Raw genomic sequence first — 16,518 nt, forward strand, 5'->3', positions numbered from 1 at the left:
TTGACTCTATCAGATCCTTTCGGGCCTGATTCCCAGTCAACCGGGTTTGTCCTCGCGGCTGTTGGGCCGTTCCGACGAGTGAGACTTTAGCGGATTCCCGGCTCCCGAGCTAATCGGGGTTGTCCTCGCGGACACCGGCTTCCTCATTTCGCAAAAGCGCACGGAAACGAGACGACGTCGGAGTCCTCGCGAACACGAAGAAGCCGTGCATCGATCGTTTGAGTGGTTCTTGCGGAATGGCCGCCCGGGGACCGACCAGAGTCGGCGCTCACGTCGGGCAACTCGGAGAACACTACGTACCGGCTCCAGGGGTGTCAACTCCGGGCCTTGGGGCGCTACGGTGGGGGCGTGACGACACACGCGTGCATCCAACTGTGGTGGGCCGCCTGACGGCGGCCGTACTCACGCGTGTACTCAACGGCCGCCGCCTCGGCGGCCGTTCGCGTATCTCCCTCCGGAGGACCTGAGCCCGGCAGCCGGGACGGCGGCCCCGTTCTGGAGGTGGAGAGCAGTCATGACGCGGATCTTCAGTGGGGTCAAGCCGACCGGGCACCTGACGCTGGGCAACTACCTGGGGGCCGTCCGGGGCTGGGCAGAGGTGGACCAGCACCGGGCCGACGCCCTGTTCTGCGTGGTCGACCTGCACGCCCTGACCGTGGAGCACGATCCGGCGCGGGTGCGCAGGCTCAGCAGGCAGGCCGCGACGCTGCTGCTGGCCTCGGGGCTCGATCCCGAGCGGTGCACCGTCTTCGTACAGAGTCACGTGGACGAGCACGCGCGCCTGTCGTACCTGCTGGAGTGCGTCGCGACCGACGGCGAGATGCGGCGGATGATCCAGTACAAGGAGAAGTCGGCGCTGGAGCGGGCGCGGGGCGGGAGCGTGCGGCTGTCGCTGCTGACGTATCCCGTGCTGATGGCGGCGGACATCCTCGCGTACGGGGCGGACGAGGTGCCGGTCGGTGAGGACCAGACGCAGCACGTCGAGCTGACGCGGGACCTGGCGGTGCGGTTCAACCAGCGGTACGGGCACACGTTCGCGGTGCCGCGGGCGACGCGGCCCGAGGTGGCGGCGCGGGTCATGGACCTGCAGGACCCGACGTCGAAGATGGGCAAGTCGCACGAGTCCGGTGCGGGCATCGTCTACCTCCTCGACGAGCCGGACGTGGTGCGGAAGAAGGTCATGCGGGCCGTGACGGACAGCGGCAGCGAGGTGGTGTACGACCGCGAGGCCCGGCCGGGGGTCGCGAACCTGCTGGAGATCCTGGCCGCCTGCGAAGGTGGGAACCCGGAGGAGCTGAGCGGTGTATACGAGTCGTACGGGGCGTTGAAGAAGGACACCGCGGAGGCGGTGGTGGAGGTCCTGCGGCCCGTGCGGGAGCGGCACAAGGAACTGGTTGCGGATTCCGTTTATGTGGAGGAGGTGTTGCGGGCCGGGGCCGAGCGGGCCAGGGGCATGGCGCGGCCGACCGTCGACGCCGCCTACCGGGCGATCGGGCTGCTGCCGCCCGCGGCCGAGGGGCCGGCGGGCGGCGCGCGGGGCTAGCTGCTGCCGGAGGCCAGCTCGCGGCTGCGGTCGCGGGCGGCCTCCAGGGCGGCGATGAGGGCGGCGCGTACGCCGTGGTTCTCCAGTTCGCGGATGGCGTTGATGGTGGTGCCCGCGGGGGAGGTGACGTTCTCGCGGAGCTTCACCGGGTGCTCGCCGCTGTCGCGGAGCATCACCGCGGCGCCGATCGCGGCCTGGACGATGAGGTCGTGGGCCTTGTCCCGGGGCAGGCCCAGGAGGATGCCCGCGTCGGTCATGGCTTCGACCAGGAAGTAGAAGTACGCCGGTCCGGAGCCGGACAGGGCCGTGCAGGCGTCCTGCTGGGTCTCGGGGACGCGGAGGGTCTTGCCGACGGCGCCGAAGATCTCCTCGGCGTGCGCCAGGTCTCCGGCGGTGGCGTGGCTGCCGCCGGAGATCACGGACATGCCCTCGTCGACGAGGACGGGGGTGTTGGGCATGACGCGGACGACGGGGGTGCCTGCGGCCAGGCGCTCCTCTATGAAGGAGGTGGTGATGCCTGCGGCGGCGCTGATGACCAGGCGGTCCGCGGAGAGGTGAGGGGCGAGTTCGTCGAGCAGCCCCGCCATGTCCTGCGGCTTGCAGGCGAGGATCAGGGTGTCGGCGCGCTCGGCGGCCTCGGCGTTGCCGAGGGCCTCGACGCCGTAGCGGGTGCGGAGCTCGTCGGCGCGCTCCTGGCGGCGGGTGGTGACCAGCAGGTCGGCGGGTGCCCAGCCGGCCCGGATCATGCCGCTGAGCAGGGCTTCGCCGATCTTTCCGGTGCCGAGGACCGCGACGGTCTGGCTCGGCTTGCGCGTCTGGCTCATGGGCGAGGGCCTCCCGGGGTGCGTGGTTCGGGGCCATCCTCGCATCGGCGCGGGCGGGGGCGGCGGGGTGTCCGCCGGGCGGACGCCTGCCGCGGCGCCGTCGGGTCGTCCGGCGGTGTCAGGTCGTACGGCGGCGCAGGGTGGCGGCGCCCAGGGCCAGGACGAGGACGGCGCAGGCGGCGACGATCACGGCGTCGCGGACGAAGTCGCCGGTGATGTCGGGGTGGCGCAGCACCTCGTTCATGCCGTCGACGGCGTACGACATGGGGAGCACGTCGGAGAGGCCGTCGAGGACGGGCTGCATGGTGTCGCGGGGAGCGAAGAGGCCGCAGAGCAGGAGCTGCGGGAAGATCACCGCCGGCATGAACTGGACGGCCTGGAACTCGGACGCGGCGAAGGCCGAGACGAACAGGCCGAGGGCGGTGCCGAGCAGCGCGTCCAAGAGGGCGACGAGGAGCAGGAGCCAGGCCGAGCCGGTGACGTCCAGGCCGAGGCCCCACAGGGCGAGGCCGGTGCCGAGGGCGGACTGGACGACGGCCAGGGCGCCGAAGGCGAGGGCGTAGCCCGCGATGAGGTCGGCCTTGCCCAGGGGCATGGCGAGGAGGCGTTCCAGCGTGCCGGAGGTGCGTTCGCGCAGGGTGGCGATGGAGGTCACCAGGAACATCGTGATGAGCGGGAAGATCCCGAGGAGGGAGGCGCCGATGGAGTCGAAGGTGCGGGGGCTGCCGTCGAAGACGTAGCGCAGGAGCAGCAGCATCACGCAGGGGACGAGGACCAGGAGCGCGATGGAGCGGGGGTCGTGGCGGAGCTGGCGCAGGACGCGGGCGGCCGTGGCGAGGGTGCGGAAGAGGAACGGCGTGAAGCGGGGGCCTGGGGCGTCCGGGGCCGCGGGGGGTGCGGTGGCGAGGGGCGCGTGGGTGTTCATCGCGGGCTCCTGTAGGTGGGTGGGCTGGTGGGGTTGAAGGGGCTGTGGTGGCTGAGAGGACTGAAGGTGCTGGAGGGACTGTGGCTGTGGGTGTTTGACGGGCTGTAGGTGCTGGAGGGGTCCTGGGGGCCGTAAGGGGCTCGTCGGGGCTGTGGGGGCTGTGAGGGCCGTGGACCGTGAGGGCTGTGGGGCCTGTGGGTGCACGGCGGCGGTGTCATGGGGTCTGGGGTTCTCGGGGCTGTGGGTGGCTCGCGGCGTTCGCCGCGTCGACGAGGTGGAGGAACGCCTCCTCGACGGTCGCCGAGCCGGTACGGGTCCGCAGCGCTTCCGGGGTGTCGTCGGCGAGGATCTCGCCCGCGCGCATGAGGAGCAGCCGGTGGCAGCGCTCCGCCTCGTCCATGACGTGGGAGGAGACGAGGATCGTGGTGCCGCGCTCGGTGGCGATGGTGTGGAAGAGGTCCCACAGGTCGCGGCGGAGCACGGGGTCGAGGCCGACGGTGGGTTCGTCGAGCACGAGCAGCTCGGGCGCGCCGAGGAGCGCGACGGCGAGGGAGACGCGGTTGCGCTGGCCGCCGGAGAGGTTGCCCGCGAGGGCGTCGGCGTGGGCGGTCAGGTCCACGTCGGCGATGGCCCGGGTGACGTCCTCGCGGCGCCGGGCGGCCGCGGCGGGGCCCGGGGAGAGGACGGCGGCGAAGTACTCCAGGTTCTGCCGGACGGTGAGGTCGTCGTAGACGGAGGGGTCCTGGGTGACGTAGCCGATGCGGGAGCGCAGGGCGGGCGTGCCCGCCGGGTGGTCGAGGACGTCCAGGGTGCCGGTGACCTTGGCCTGGGTGCCGACCACGGCGCGCATCAGCGTGGACTTGCCGCAGCCCGAGGGGCCGAGGAGGCCGGTGATCTGGCCGCGCGGGACGGTGAAGGTCAGGCCGCGCAGGACCGTGCGGTGGCCGCGGACCGCCTTGAGGGACCGGGCGCGGATGGCCGGGGCGGTGGTTCCGGGGGCCGGGGCCCGGGAGGGGGAGGCGATATTCATCATGTGATGATTATTGCGTGCGGGAGGGCGGTCGCGTCAAGGTGTCGGGCCTTCGGGTCTTGCGCGGACGGGCGAGGGCCCTGTCCTCGTACGCCGGACGGATATGCCGGCCTACTACGGATAGGCCGGACAGATATGCCGGACGGTCGCCGCACGGATTCGCCGGACGGATACGCCGGACGGGCCGGAGGTCTCCGGCCCGTCCAGGTCGCTCAGGGGTTCAGGCGGCGCTGCGTACGACCGTGACGTCCACGGCGTAGGCCTCGGGCACGACTGCGTCGGGGAACTGTTCGAGGAGGTGGGCGCGTTCGTCGGCGAGGACGGGGGCGGCGCGGTCGGGGCCGAGGGCGGCGAAGTACGAGCGGCTGCCGAGGTGGGCCAGGTGCACGTCGAGCGGGACGGGGCGCGTCCAGTGCAGGCGGCGGTGGACCGGGGTGAGGTCCGGGGCCACCCGGGCGACGACGCGGGCGCTGTCGCCGGAGATGCCGTGGGCGTGGTAGCCGGGCAGGCGGGACTTCAGGCGGGCCTCCTGGGCGGCGGCCCAGGGGACGTCGGGGTCGGGGATGTTCCACCACAGGGCGAGGGCGCCGCCGGGGCGCAGCACGCGCAGGGCCTCCGGTACCGAGAGTTCCGGTGTGGTCCAGTGGAAGGCCTGGGCGTACGTGACGTAGTCGGCGGAGGCGGTGGCCAGCGGCAAGGCGTCGCCCGAGCCGCGGACCAGGGGGGTGCCGGGCAGGGCCGCGCGCAGTTGGGCGCCCATCTCCGGGCCCGGTTCGACGGCGACGACGTGGGCGCCGCGGTCGCGCAGGAGGCGGGTGGCGATGCCGGTGCCCGCGCCCACGTCGGCGACCTCGGCTCCCGCCAGGGGGATGCCTGCCAGTTCCTCGACCGTGGTGAACAGTTCGGGCGGGTAGCCGGGGCGGGCGGCGGCGTACTGGGCCGCGACGTTGTCGAAGGAGAGGGCTAAGGCGGTTGGGGGGTGAGGTGTCATGGGGCCATCGTGGCCTTCGCGGGCGCCCCGCTGCATGCGTCAGCGCGCTCCGCGCGCGGGCACCCCTTCCCGAAACCAGGCTGCCGCCCCTGGACCCCGCCTTTCGTCTGGGGCTTCGCCCCTTTCCCCCGTATTGGCGCTCCGCGCGTATTGGCGCTCCGCGCCTCGTCCTCAAACGCCGGACGGGCTGAATTGCCCGCGCCCGGCCCCGCCGGGGCGGACTACTTGTTGCGGCGCTTGCGCCCGGACGGGTTGCCGGTGCGGCGCTTCGTGCGGCGTGCGTACGCTTCGAGCGCCGCCTCGTACTCCTCGCGGTGCAGTCGCTCGCCCGGGGCCTCCTTGAGGGAGCGGAAGAAGTAGGCCAGGAGGGAGCCGATGAAGCCGATGGTCATGAGGCTGCGCATGGACGCCACCGACTGGGGGTCGTGCCGCTTGGAGAACCCCTCCCACGTGCGCCGGAAGGCGATGGCGCTGCAGATCGCGAACATGACCACGACCAGCATGTTCACGAAGGAGCCGACGGCCGCGATCTCCAGGCCCTCGTAGGCGAAGCGCAGCACCAGGCAGCCCGCCGCGGCGGCGGCGAGCGCGCCGAGGGCGACGCCGGCGCGGCGCGCGGCGTAGCCGTCGGTGTGCTCCAGCCACGTCGTGCCGAAGAAGCGGATGGGCTCGGGCCGGGGCCCGGCCGGGGTGCCTTCGGGCCGCGCGGTACGGGGTTCTTCGCTCACGCCCTCGATTATCGCCCGGCCCGGGCGGGAGGCGGGCCGCGGCGAGCCACGCCGTACTTCTCCCCCGCCTTGCTCCGCCTCCCCCGTCGGCGGTTAGTTTGTGCGGACAGGCGGTTCGTACGGGGGACGGCCGGTACCGGGAGGTCGGAAGAGGTGTCGCTCCGCTCAGGGGACCCTGAGGAGATCGGTGGTTATCCGCTCGAGTCGCGGCTCGGCTCCGGCGGCATGGGCACCGTCTTCCTCGCGCGGACCGCGTCGGGGCGGCCGATCGCGATCAAGCTGATCCACCAGCAGTTCGCGGACGACGACGAGTTCCGCATCCGCTTCCGGCAGGAGGTCGCCGCGGCCCGCCGGGTCAGCGGCGCGTTCACCGCGGCCGTCGTCGACGCCGACCCCGAGGGGCGGCACCCGTGGATGGCCACCACGTACATCGAGGGCGCCACGCTCGCCCAGCGCATCGCCCGGCGCGGGCCCATCGGCGGCGCCGAGCTGCGGTCCCTCGCCATCGGGCTCGCGGAGGCGCTGCGCGACATCCACCGCGCGGACGTCGTGCACCGGGACCTGAAGCCGTCCAACGTCGTCCTGTCGCCCGAGGGGCCGCGCGTCATCGACTTCGGCATCTCCCGCGCCGCCGACCAGCAGACGCTCACGATGACCGGCCGTGTCATCGGCACCCCGCCGTTCATGTCGCCTGAGCAGCTCCAGAACCCGCGTGGCGTCGGGCCGTCGTCGGACGTCTTCTCGCTCGGGACGCTGCTGGTGTACGCGGCGACGGGGCAGGGGCCCTTCGACGCGGACAGCCCGTACATGACGGCGTACCAGGTCGTGCACGAGGCGCCGGCGCTCGACGACGTCCCGGGCGCCCTGCGCGCGGCCGTCGAGCCCTGCCTCGCCAAGGACCCGGCCGCCCGGCCCACGGTCGACGAGCTGCTCGTGCGGCTGCGGGACCTGCCCGTGGAGCTGGCGGCCGCCGAGAGCCGCGGGAGCCGGACGCGGGACACCGACACGCAGCACCATCTGTCGACGGCACCGGACGGCACCGCGGGGGCGCCGAGCACCCCGGGCCCCGGGGACACGGCGGGGGCGACCAGCGCCTCCGGCGGTCTGGGGCGGCGGCTGCGCCGGCGGTGGCGGCCCGTGCTCGCCGCCGTCGTGGCCGTGGCGGCCATCGGGGGCGGCGTGGCGGTGCTCAGGGCGAGCACGGAGACCACGGGGGGCACCCCCGACGGCGGCCCCGACGGCAGGGGGCACACCGTCGCGGCGACCGGGGTGCCGCTGCCCCAGGGGTTCCGGCCCTGGCGGCAGAACGTACCGCCGGGCAAGTCGAGGATCACCGACGAGCTGCGCTGCGTGCCGCGCGGCGACTCGGCGTACTGCGGGGGCGGCGGCGTGATCGCCACCCGCGTCCGGATCGCCGACGGCCGTCGGCTGTGGACGGCGCACCACCCGGGCATCCCCGTGCAGGGCACGCACCTGGCCGGGGTGGCGGGCAGGGACACGGTGCTCGGCTACCGCCTGCCCGCCGACGACTCGGGCCCCGGCGAAGTGGTGGCCCTCGACACGGCGAAGGGCGAGGAGCTGTGGTCCGCCCGGTACGGCAGCCAGTCCCTGGCGCTGTCGGGCCGCGACGCCGACGCCGCGCTTGCCGGGTCCACCGTCCTCAGCGTCGACGCGGGCCGCACCCGTGTCGAGGCCCGCGCGGCCCGCTCCGGGAAGGTGCTGTGGACGACACCGTTCCCGGCGGGCCTGGACTGCGCGCCGGTCGCCGAGCACGGCCGGGCGTACCTGCTGTGCGGGTCGGCCGCGGAGGTGTCGAAGTCCGAGGTGCGGCACGCCACGGTCTTCGGCGTCGACCTCGCCTCGGGCAGGCTCGGCGAGGGCGTCGCCGTCCCCGGCCCGCTCCAGGTGCTCGGCGCGCGTGGCGGACAGCTCGTGCTGGCGAAGCAGCGGGTGGGCGAGATCGGCGTCATCGAGTACGAGGCGCTCGTCCGCGTGGACGCGGCGCGCGGCAGGGCGACCACGACGCGGCTGGCGAAGAGGTACGGCGGAGCGCCTGCGCTCGCGGGCGGCAGGGTCTACTTCACCGAGCAGAACGGCGAGGTCAGCGCGGTCGACGCCACCACCGGCAGGCCCGCGTGGACCCGGCAGGCGGGGGTGGAGGGCGCGGCGGGGCCGGTGGCCGGGCCCGGGGCGCTGTACTTCAGCTCGGCCAGCGGCCGGGTCGCCGCGCTGGCGCCGCGCGATGGCAAGCTCCTGTGGACGACCGACCCGAGGACCAACGGCAGCGCGGACGTGGGCGCGAGTCCCCGGGTCGCCTTCGCCGGTCGTGTGGCAGTCGTGTCCGGCGCCGGGAACCTGGTGTACGCCTTCAACACGGCGAAGCCGCCGCGGTCCGGGTGAGCCCCGGGCCGCGGCGGCCTCGTTCTGCGGGGCCGCGGGGCCGCGGGTCAGCAGCGCGGCGCCACGTACCCGTCGCTGCCCGTGCGCACGTACGTGTCCGACACGTACCGGCCGCTGCCGATGCGGTCCCATATCTTCGACGTGCCGTTGGGGCCGGTGACGGTCTCGCCGGGCTTCTGGCAACTGATGGTGACGTGCGCGCCGGCGCTGAGGCGGCCGACCTTGGCGTACGAGGTGCCGGGGCCGGAGCGGACGTTGACGTCGGCGACGACCGCGTAGCGGCGGGCCACCGCGGCCTCCACCGTCAGCTCGGCGCCGCCCGCCACGTCGATGACGTCGGGTACGTCGATGACGTCAGGTACGTCGATGACGTCGGCGGTGCCGACGGCGTCGGCCGTAGCGGTGGTGTCCGTCCCGGCAAGGGTGTCGATGGCGTCGGGCATGGTCAGTTCTTCGCTGCTCATGGTGGTCCCCCGTGTGTGCGTGTTCCACGTGAAACAGGCGGCGCGGGCCGCCCTGTGGCAGGTGCGTCACACCTTAGACGCGCCCGCGCACCACACCAGTTGCAGGACAAACCAGGACAGTCGCCCCCTCGGCCCGGCCCCGGCGGCGGGCGCCCGGCCGGGCCTCGGCAGCCCGCCGGGCCCCGGGGCTCAGCCCAGCCGCGACACGTCCCGCACCGCGCCCTTGTCCGCGCTCGTCGCCATCGCGGCGTACGCGCGCAGGGCCGCGGAGACCTTGCGCTCGCGGGACTTGGGGGCGTACGTACCGCCCAGTGCCTCGCGGCGGCGGGCCAGTTCGGTCTCGTCGACGAGGAGCTCGATCGAGCGGCCCGGGATGTCGATGCGGATGCGGTCGCCGTCCTCGACGAGCGCGATGGTGCCGCCGGACGCGGCCTCCGGGGAGGCGTGGCCGATGGACAGGCCCGAGGTGCCGCCGGAGAAACGGCCGTCGGTGACCAGGGCGCAGGCCTTGCCGAGGCCGCGGCCCTTGAGGAACGAGGTCGGGTAGAGCATCTCCTGCATGCCGGGGCCGCCCTTGGGGCCCTCGTAGCGGATGACGACGACGTCGCCCTCCTTGACCTGCTTGTTCAGGATCTTCTCGACGGCCTCCTCCTGCGACTCGCAGACGACGGCCGGGCCCTCGAACGTCCAGATCGACTCGTCGACGCCCGCCGTCTTCACGACGCAGCCGTCGACCGCCAGGTTCCCCTTGAGGACCGCGAGGCCGCCGTCGCTGGAGTAGGCGTGGGCGACGTCGCGGATGCAGCCGTTCGCGGCGTCCGTGTCGAGGGTGTCCCAGCGCTCGGACTGCGAGAAGGCCTCGGCGGAGCGCTTGCAGCCGGGGGCCGCGTGCCACAGCTCCAGGGCCTCGGGGATCGCGGCGCCGCCGCGCGCGTCCCAGTCGTCCAGCCACTGCTTGACGGAGGTCGAGTGGACGGTGTGCACGTCCTCGTTGAGCAGGCCGCCGCGGTACAGCTCGCCGAGGATCGCGGGGATGCCGCCCGCGCGGTGCACGTCCTCCATGTAGTACGTGCCCTGCGGGGCCACGTTCGGGGCGACCTTCGCCAGGCAGGGGACGCGGCGCGAGACGGCGTCGATGTCGGTGAGGCCGTAGTCGGCGCCGGCCTCCTGGGCGGCGGCGAGCAGGTGCAGGATCGTGTTGGTGGAGCCGCCCATGGCGATGTCGAGGGCCATGGCGTTCTCGAACGCGGCGTGGGTGGCGATGTTGCGCGGCAGGACGGAGTCGTCGTCCTGCTCGTAGTAGCGCCTGGCCAGCTCGACGACCGTGGCGCCCGCCCGCTCGTACAGCGCCTTGCGGGCGGTGTGGGTGGCGAGCACCGAGCCGTTGCCCGGCAGCGACAGGCCGATGGCCTCGGTCAGGCAGTTCATGGAGTTGGCGGTGAACATGCCGGAACAGGAGCCGCAGGTCGGGCAGGCGTTCTCCTCGATGCGGAGGATGTCCTCGTCCGAGACGTTCTCGTTCGACGCGTCGACCATGGCGTCGATCAGGTCGAGCTTGCGGACGGTGCCGTTGACGAGGGTGGCCTTGCCCGCCTCCATGGGGCCGCCGGAGACGAAGACCGTCGGGATGTTCAGGCGCAGGGCGGCCATCAGCATGCCGGGCGTGATCTTGTCGCAGTTGGAGACGCAGATCAGGGCGTCGGCGCAGTGGGCCTCGACCATGTACTCGACGGAGTCGGCGATCAGGTCGCGGGACGGGAGGCTGTAGAGCATGCCTCCGTGGCCCATCGCGATGCCGTCGTCGACCGCGATCGTGTTGAACTCGCGCGGGATGGCACCGGCCGCCTTGACCGCCTCGGAGACGATGCGGCCGACGGGGGCGAGGTGGGTGTGGCCCGGCACGAACTCGGTGAAGGAGTTGGCGACGGCGACGATCGGCTTCCGGCCGATGTCCGCGCCCGGTACCCCGGAGGCGCGCATCAGGGCGCGGGCGCCCGCCATGTTGCGGCCGTGGGTGACTGTGCGGGACCTCAGCTCGGGCATCGTCGCTCGCTCCTTCAGATACGGCTGTCGATACCGCCGAGCGTACGCCCATGATCCAAGATCCGGACAGGGTGTCCGGATGGCGGGACGGGTGTCTCGGGCCGGACGGGGCCTGGCGGGCGGCTCGGGCGGGCGGCTTGGGCGGGCGGCTCGGGCGGGGCCGGGGCTCAGGCCCGGGGGGGGCAGGCCCCGGGGGGCAAGCCCGGGGCCTTAGGTGGGGTCGGGGCCCGGCGCGCCCGTGCCGGTGCCGGTGTCGACGCCCGTGCCCGTTCCGGTTCTCGTGTGCGTGCCCGTGCCGGGGAAGCCGGTCAGGTGGCCCTGGACGACCGGGGCCACCCGGGCCACCAGTTCCTCCAGGTCCGCCGAGGCCAGCGGCTCGACCTGGATGACGTACCGGAGCATGGCGATGCCCACGAGCTGGGCCGCGGCCAGCTCGGCGCGCAGGTCCGCGTCGGGCAGGTCCAGGGTGCGGGCGATACGGGACAGGAGCTGGGCGGCGACGAGGCGGCGGAAGACGGCGGCGGCGGTCTCGTTGTTGACCGCCGAGCGGACGATCGCGAGGAGCGGCGCGCGCGTCGCCGGGTCCTCCCAGATGCCGAGGATGAAGCGGGTCAGCCGTTCGCCGACGCCTTCCGGCGGGCCGTCCTCGACGGCGGCCGGGGCCTCCAGGGCGGGCGCGAAGGCCACCTCGACGGCCGCGGCGAAGACCTGCTCCTTGGTGCCGAAGTAGTGGTGCACGAGGGCCGAGTCGACGCCCGCCGCCTTGGCGATGGAGCGTACGGAGGTCTTGTCGTAGCCGTGCGCGGAGAACTGCTCGCGGGCCGCGTCCAGGATCACCTCGCGGGTCGCGGGCCCCTGCTCGGCCTGGCTGCGGGAGGGGCGGCCCCGGCGCCGGGGCGCGGAGGCGGCGGCCCGGCCCGTCACGGGCGCGGCACCTTCACCGACGACGCCAGGTGCAGCCGCGTGAAGGCCAGGGCCTCGGCGAGGTCGGCCTCGCGCTCGGCGCCGGACATGGCGCGGCGGGTGTTGACCTCGATGACGACGTGGCCGTCGTAGCCGGTGGCGGCCAGGCGCTCCAGGAGCTGGGCGCAGGGCTGGGTGCCGCGGCCGGGCACGAGGTGCTCGTCCTTCGCGGAGCCCTTGCCGTCGGCGAGGTGGACGTGGCCGAGCCGGTCGCCCATGCGGTCGACCATCTCCAGGGCGTCGGTGCGGGCGGTGGCGGTGTGGCTGAGGTCTATCGTGAAGTGGCGGTAGTCGTCCTTGGTGACGTCCCAGTCGGGGGCGTACGCGAGCATCTCGCGGTCGCGGTAGCGCCACGGGTACATGTTCTCCACGGCGAACCGCACGTCCGTCTCCTGCGCCATCCGCCAGATGCCCTGGACGAAGTCGCGGGCGTAGCCGCGCTGCCAGCGGAAGGGCGGGTGGACGACGACGGTCGAGGCGTCCAGCTTCTCGGCGGCGGCGCGGGCGCGCTGGAGCTTCACCCAGGGGTCGGTGGACCAGACGCGCTGGGTGATCAGGAGACAGGGGGCGTGCACCGCGAGGATCGGGATGCGGTGGTAGTCGCTGAGGCGGCGCAGGGCCTCGATGTCCTGGCTGACGGGATCCGTCCAGACCATGACCTCGACGCCGTCGTACCCGAGGCGCGCGGCGATCTCGAAGGCCGTCGCCGTCGACTCCGGGTACACGGAGGCCGTCGACAGGGCGACCTTCGCATCCGGGATGCGCACGACTGGTTCCACCACGGGGAACAGGGTACGGGCCCCTGCGCGGTAGCGGTGAGGCGGTGTCCGGCCCGGGCCGGCCCGCCCTGCCCGGTGTCGCCCTGCCCGGTGCCGTCCCGCCCGGTGCCGCGCCTTCTCCTTCCCGGGGGAGGGGTGGGTGCCTCTTCGCCGTCGGGGACCCGTGCCGTGGCGGGTGCGGGGTTGTTCGTGGCTGGGCGCGCCGTTCCCCGCGCCCCTTCGGGGCGCTTCCGTGAGCCCCGGTGCGGGCCTTCGGGGCGCTGCCGTCAGGCCCGGTGCGGGCCTTCGGGGCGCTGCCCGGGAGCCCCGGTGCGGGCCTTCGGGGGCGCTTTCGTCAGCCCGGGGGCAAGTGGTCCAGGCGGCGGAGGATGACGCCTTCGCGCAGGGCCCAGGGGCAGATCTCGACGGACTCGACGCCGAAGAGGTCCATGGCGCCCTCGGCGACCAGGGCGCCCGCGAGGAGTTGCCGGGCCCGGCCCTCGGAGACGCCGGGGAGCTCCGCGCGCTCGCCGGTGGACATCGCGGCGAGCCGCGGCACCCAGTCCTCCAGGGACTTCCGCTTCAGCTCGCGCTGCACGTACAGCCCCTCGGTGGAACGGGCCGCTCCGGCGAGCCGGGCGAGCTGTTTGAAGGTCTTGGACGTCGCCACGACGTGGTCGGGGCTGCCGAGGCGGCTGAACTCCCCCACCGTGCGCGCGATCTCCGCGCGCACATGGCGCCGCAGGGCCCGTACGTCGTCCGGGTCCGGCGGGTCCTGCGGCAGCCAGGCGGCGGTGAGCCGGCCGGCGCCGAGCGGCAGGCTGACCGCGGCGTCGGGCTCCTCGTCCATGCCGTACGCGATCTCCAGGGAGCCGCCGCCGATGTCGAGGACGAGCAGCTTGCCCGCGGACCAGCCGAACCAGCGGCGCACGGCGAGGAAGGTGAGCCGGGCCTCCTCCGCGCCGCTGAGGACCTGGAGGTCGACGCCGGTGTCCGCGCGGACCCGGGCGAGCACCTCATCGGCGTTGGTGGCCTCGCGCACCGCGGAGGTGGCGAACGGCAGCAGGTCCTCGACGCCCTTGTCCTCGGCGGCCTGGAGCGCGTCACGCACGGTGGCGACGAGCAGGCCGATGCCGTCGGGGCCGATCGCGCCCTCCGGGTCGAGGAGCTGGGCGAGGCGCAGTTCGGCCTTGTGGGAGTACGCGGGCAGCGGGCGCGCGCCGGGGTGGGCGTCCACCACCAGCAGATGCACCGTGTTCGAACCCACGTCGAGGACACCGAGTCTCATGTACGGAACGCTACTGCTCCCCCGCCCGCGGCCGGTCCCGGGGCGGCCCCGGGCACGCATACCCTGGAGACGTGCCAAAGACGAAAAAGGCGAAGTCCGACAAATCGACCCCCGTGCGGGTGCCGGAGCCCTCGGAGCTGTCGGCGCCGCCCGCGCGGGGCGGGCCGGAGCGGGCCGAGAAGCGCGGCAAGGACGCCGAGGACGCCGAGGTCGGCGCCGTCGAGCCCGGCAAGGGCGGCAAGCCGGACAAGGGTGGCAAGAGCGGCAAAGGCGGCAAGGGCGGTGCCGCCGGCAAGGCCGTGCGCAAGCTCCGCAAGGCGCAGGCCGCGGTGCCGCCCGTGCCCGTCGACGACGAGAAGGGCCTCGACTTCGCGCGCGCCTGGGTGGAGTTCCCTGACCCGGCCGACGAGGAGCAGGTCTTCCGCTGCGACCTGACGTGGCTGACGTCCCGCTGGACCTGTGTCTTCGGCAGCGGCTGCCAGGGCATCAAGGCGGGCCGCGCCGACGACGGCTGCTGCACGCTCGGGGCGCACTTCTCCGACGAGGAGGACGAGCAGCGGGTCGCGGGGTTCGTGGAGCGGCTGACGCCCGACATCTGGCAGCACCACGACGTGGGCCGGGAGTCGGGCTGGGTGGCGGTGGACGAGGACGGCGAGCGCCAGACGCGGCCGTACAACGGCTCGTGCGTCTTCCAGAACCGCCCGGGCTTCGCGGGCGGCGCGGGCTGCTCGCTGCACATCCTGGCGCTCAAGGAGGGCCGGGAGCCGCTGGAGACCAAGCCGGACGTGTGCTGGCAGTTGCCGGTGCGGCGGACGTACGACTGGATCGAGCGGCCGGACGACACGAAGGTGCTCCAGGTGTCGATCGGGGAGTACGACCGCCGGGGCTGGGGCCCGGGCGGCCACGACCTGCACTGGTGGTGCACGTCGGCGACGTCGGCGCACGGGGCGGGCGAGCCCGTGTACGTGTCGTACCGGCCGGAGCTGATCGAGCTGATGGGCAAGGAGGGGTACGACCGGCTGGTGGAGCTGTGCGAGGCGCGGCTCGCCTCGCAGTTGCCGCTGGTCGCGCCGCACCCCGCGGATCCGCCGCACCCCGCGGATCGTCCGCACCGGGGCTGAGCGGCTCGCCCCAGGGGCGCGGGCGGGGGCGGGGGCGCGCGGGTAAGCCCCCGCGCCCCCCTGGAGAGGCGGGGCTTCAGCCCTGCCCCGGGTCACCGCTCGGGGAGGGCGTCGGGGCGGGGTCCGTCGGCGTCGGCGTGGGCGTCGGCCTCGGCGAGGTCGCGTCCACGTGGGGCGCGGTCGGCGTGGGCTCGCCGTCGCCGCTCGGCGTGGGCGTCGGGTCCGGCAGCGTGGGGCCCGGGCGGGTGGCGGTCGGGCGCGGGTCCGGCCGGCCGGTCGGGCGGGAACCGCCGTACCCCGCGAGGGAGATGACGGCGCCCGTGGGGCCGATCGTGACGCGCGCGCTCCAGTGGCCGGCCGGCTCGCGGGCGTCGTCGACGTACACCCGGATCGTGAACGAGCGGCCGGGGGCGAGCGTTCCCGACGCCTGGCTCAGGATCAGCCACGGGGCGCCGGTGCTCGCGGACCAGCGGACCGGGGACGCCCCGGACGCCGTGAGCGTGATGAGGGTCGCCCCGGCGCCCGAGCGGGCCTGCACGGCGAGCCGGCCGCCGCCGGGCGCGGTCAGGGACCCGCCGGGGCTGAGGACCTCCACGGAGACGCCCGGCCCCTCGCGCCCCTCGGCGGAGCGGGGGTCGGGGGTGGCCCTGGCGTTGCCCGCGTTCTCGTAGCTGTCCCGCGCGCGGGGGCCGTCCCCGCCCGGGCCGTCGTCGGCCTCCGTGGCGCTGGAGGAGCGGCCGTCGGTGCCCTCGCCGGTGAGGGGGGCGCCGCGGTAGGCGGCCCAGAGGGCGAGGACGGGGGCGGCCACGACGGTGGCGACGACCGTGGTGGTGACGGCCCGCGCGCGGAAGCGCTCGCGGCGGGCGGCGTGGTCCTTGGGGTCCATGGGGAAGCCGCGCCGGTCGAAGCGGGGGCCGCCGCGGGCCCTGCGGTGGGCGCGCGGGGCGTGGGCCATGGCGTGGTGCAGGGCCGCGCGCGGGGCCTCGACCAGCGGCAGCTCGGCCGGGGTGACGGCGGTGCCGGGCCAGGCGCCGGAACCGGCGCGCTCGGCGGTGCGGCGGCAGCGCGGGCAGTCGTCGACGTGCCGGACCAGCTCGCGGCGCAGGGCGGTACCGAGGAGCACCTGGTTGTCGCCGGTGAGGCGGGCCACGATGGGGCAGGCGCCGGTCTCGACGACGGCGAGCGCGGCGCGGGTGCGCTCCACCTCGCAGGCGGCGGAGGCGAGCAGCTCGCGGGCGGCCGCGGGGTCGAGCCCGAGGACGGCGGCGACCTCCTGGGGCGTGAGCTGGTGGCGGACCGCGAGCTCCAGGGCCTCGCGCTGCTCCGGGGTGGTGCCCGCGGCCTCGGGCCAGGCGAGCCGGGCCAGTTCGTGGCGGCGGGCCCGCTCGGTGTCGTCCGCCGGGGCGGGGCCCGCCGGGCTCGGGGCGGCCGCGCCCGGGG

General features: G+C 74.4%; 14 protein-coding genes. 3 read left to right on the forward strand and 11 right to left on the reverse strand.

Translation table 11 applies throughout. The features are described 5' to 3' along the window. Nucleotides 1–514: 514 nt before the first annotated feature. On the forward strand, nucleotides 515–1,543 hold the full coding sequence (gene trpS, locus IE330_RS33795; RefSeq protein WP_190139999.1) for a tryptophan--tRNA ligase: 1,029 nt from the start codon (nucleotides 515–517) through the stop codon (nucleotides 1,541–1,543). On the opposite strand, the gene proC is transcribed toward trpS, so the two are convergent. The 5 genes from proC to IE330_RS33820 all read right to left on the reverse strand — a co-directional run bounded on the left by proC (nucleotide 1,540) and on the right by IE330_RS33820 (nucleotide 6,041). Continuing rightward, nucleotides 1,540–2,367 (reverse strand): pyrroline-5-carboxylate reductase, encoded by an 828-nt coding sequence (gene proC / locus IE330_RS33800; protein WP_190140000.1) that lies wholly within the window; start codon nucleotides 2,365–2,367, stop codon nucleotides 1,540–1,542. The two genes, trpS and proC, sit on opposite strands and share 4 nt — an antisense overlap. A 118-nt stretch (nucleotides 2,368–2,485) precedes the next feature. Then, a complete protein-coding gene (locus tag IE330_RS33805; RefSeq protein WP_190140001.1) occupies nucleotides 2,486–3,292 on the reverse strand; it encodes an ABC transporter permease in 807 nt (268 codons plus the stop codon). A gap of 214 nt (nucleotides 3,293–3,506) precedes the next feature. Further along, on the reverse strand, nucleotides 3,507–4,325 hold the full coding sequence (locus IE330_RS33810; protein WP_190140002.1) for an ABC transporter ATP-binding protein: 819 nt from the start codon (nucleotides 4,323–4,325) through the stop codon (nucleotides 3,507–3,509). A 217-nt stretch (nucleotides 4,326–4,542) separates the two neighbouring features. After that, nucleotides 4,543–5,313, reverse strand: a complete 771-nt coding sequence (locus IE330_RS33815; RefSeq protein ID WP_190140003.1) for a class I SAM-dependent methyltransferase — start codon at nucleotides 5,311–5,313, stop codon at nucleotides 4,543–4,545. Nucleotides 5,314–5,534: 221 nt separating this feature from the next. Next, nucleotides 5,535–6,041, reverse strand: coding sequence for an EamA/RhaT family transporter (locus IE330_RS33820; RefSeq protein ID WP_190140004.1), 507 nt, complete (start codon nucleotides 6,039–6,041; stop codon nucleotides 5,535–5,537). A gap of 153 nt (nucleotides 6,042–6,194) precedes the next feature. On the opposite strand from IE330_RS33820, the gene IE330_RS33825 reads away from it, so the two are divergent. Next, nucleotides 6,195–8,441, forward strand: coding sequence for a serine/threonine-protein kinase (locus IE330_RS33825; protein ID WP_190140005.1), 2,247 nt, complete (start codon nucleotides 6,195–6,197; stop codon nucleotides 8,439–8,441). Nucleotides 8,442–8,488: 47 nt separating this feature from the next. Here IE330_RS33825 and IE330_RS33830 read toward each other — a convergent pair whose 3' ends face one another. The 5 genes from IE330_RS33830 to IE330_RS33850 form a co-directional block, all read right to left on the reverse strand. Further along, complete coding sequence (locus IE330_RS33830) at nucleotides 8,489–8,884, reverse strand: SH3 domain-containing protein (protein ID WP_229926115.1); 396 nt, start codon at nucleotides 8,882–8,884, stop codon at nucleotides 8,489–8,491. A gap of 210 nt (nucleotides 8,885–9,094) precedes the next feature. After that, on the reverse strand, nucleotides 9,095–10,948 hold the full coding sequence (ilvD, locus tag IE330_RS33835) for a dihydroxy-acid dehydratase (protein WP_190140006.1): 1,854 nt from the start codon (nucleotides 10,946–10,948) through the stop codon (nucleotides 9,095–9,097). A 210-nt stretch (nucleotides 10,949–11,158) separates the two neighbouring features. After that, nucleotides 11,159–11,872, reverse strand: a complete 714-nt coding sequence (locus IE330_RS33840; protein ID WP_190140007.1) for a TetR/AcrR family transcriptional regulator — start codon at nucleotides 11,870–11,872, stop codon at nucleotides 11,159–11,161. Next, complete coding sequence (locus IE330_RS33845; protein WP_190140008.1) at nucleotides 11,869–12,693, reverse strand: sugar phosphate isomerase/epimerase family protein; 825 nt, start codon at nucleotides 12,691–12,693, stop codon at nucleotides 11,869–11,871. The genes IE330_RS33840 and IE330_RS33845 overlap by 4 nt, the downstream gene beginning before the upstream one ends. 331 nt (nucleotides 12,694–13,024) lie before the next feature. Next, nucleotides 13,025–13,957: a Ppx/GppA family phosphatase gene (locus IE330_RS33850; protein WP_190140009.1), complete on the reverse strand. Its 933-nt coding sequence runs from the start codon at nucleotides 13,955–13,957 to the stop codon at nucleotides 13,025–13,027. 71 nt (nucleotides 13,958–14,028) lie between these two features. Between IE330_RS33850 and IE330_RS33855 the strand changes: the two genes are divergently transcribed. Beyond that, the gene (locus IE330_RS33855) at nucleotides 14,029–15,078 is read left to right on the forward strand and encodes a DUF3109 family protein (protein ID WP_373314797.1); all 1,050 of its coding nucleotides are present in this window, start codon (nucleotides 14,029–14,031) and stop codon (nucleotides 15,076–15,078) included. Nucleotides 15,079–15,154: 76 nt separating this feature from the next. Here the strand turns inward: IE330_RS33855 and IE330_RS33860 are convergent. Next, nucleotides 15,155–16,518: BACON domain-containing protein (locus IE330_RS33860; RefSeq protein WP_229926114.1), on the reverse strand; the 1,364-nt coding region annotated here is incomplete at its 5' end.

Origin of the sequence: Streptomyces longispororuber (genome assembly GCF_014656095.1) — a bacterium.
Classification (GTDB): Bacteria; Actinomycetota; Actinomycetes; order Streptomycetales; family Streptomycetaceae; genus Streptomyces; species Streptomyces longispororuber.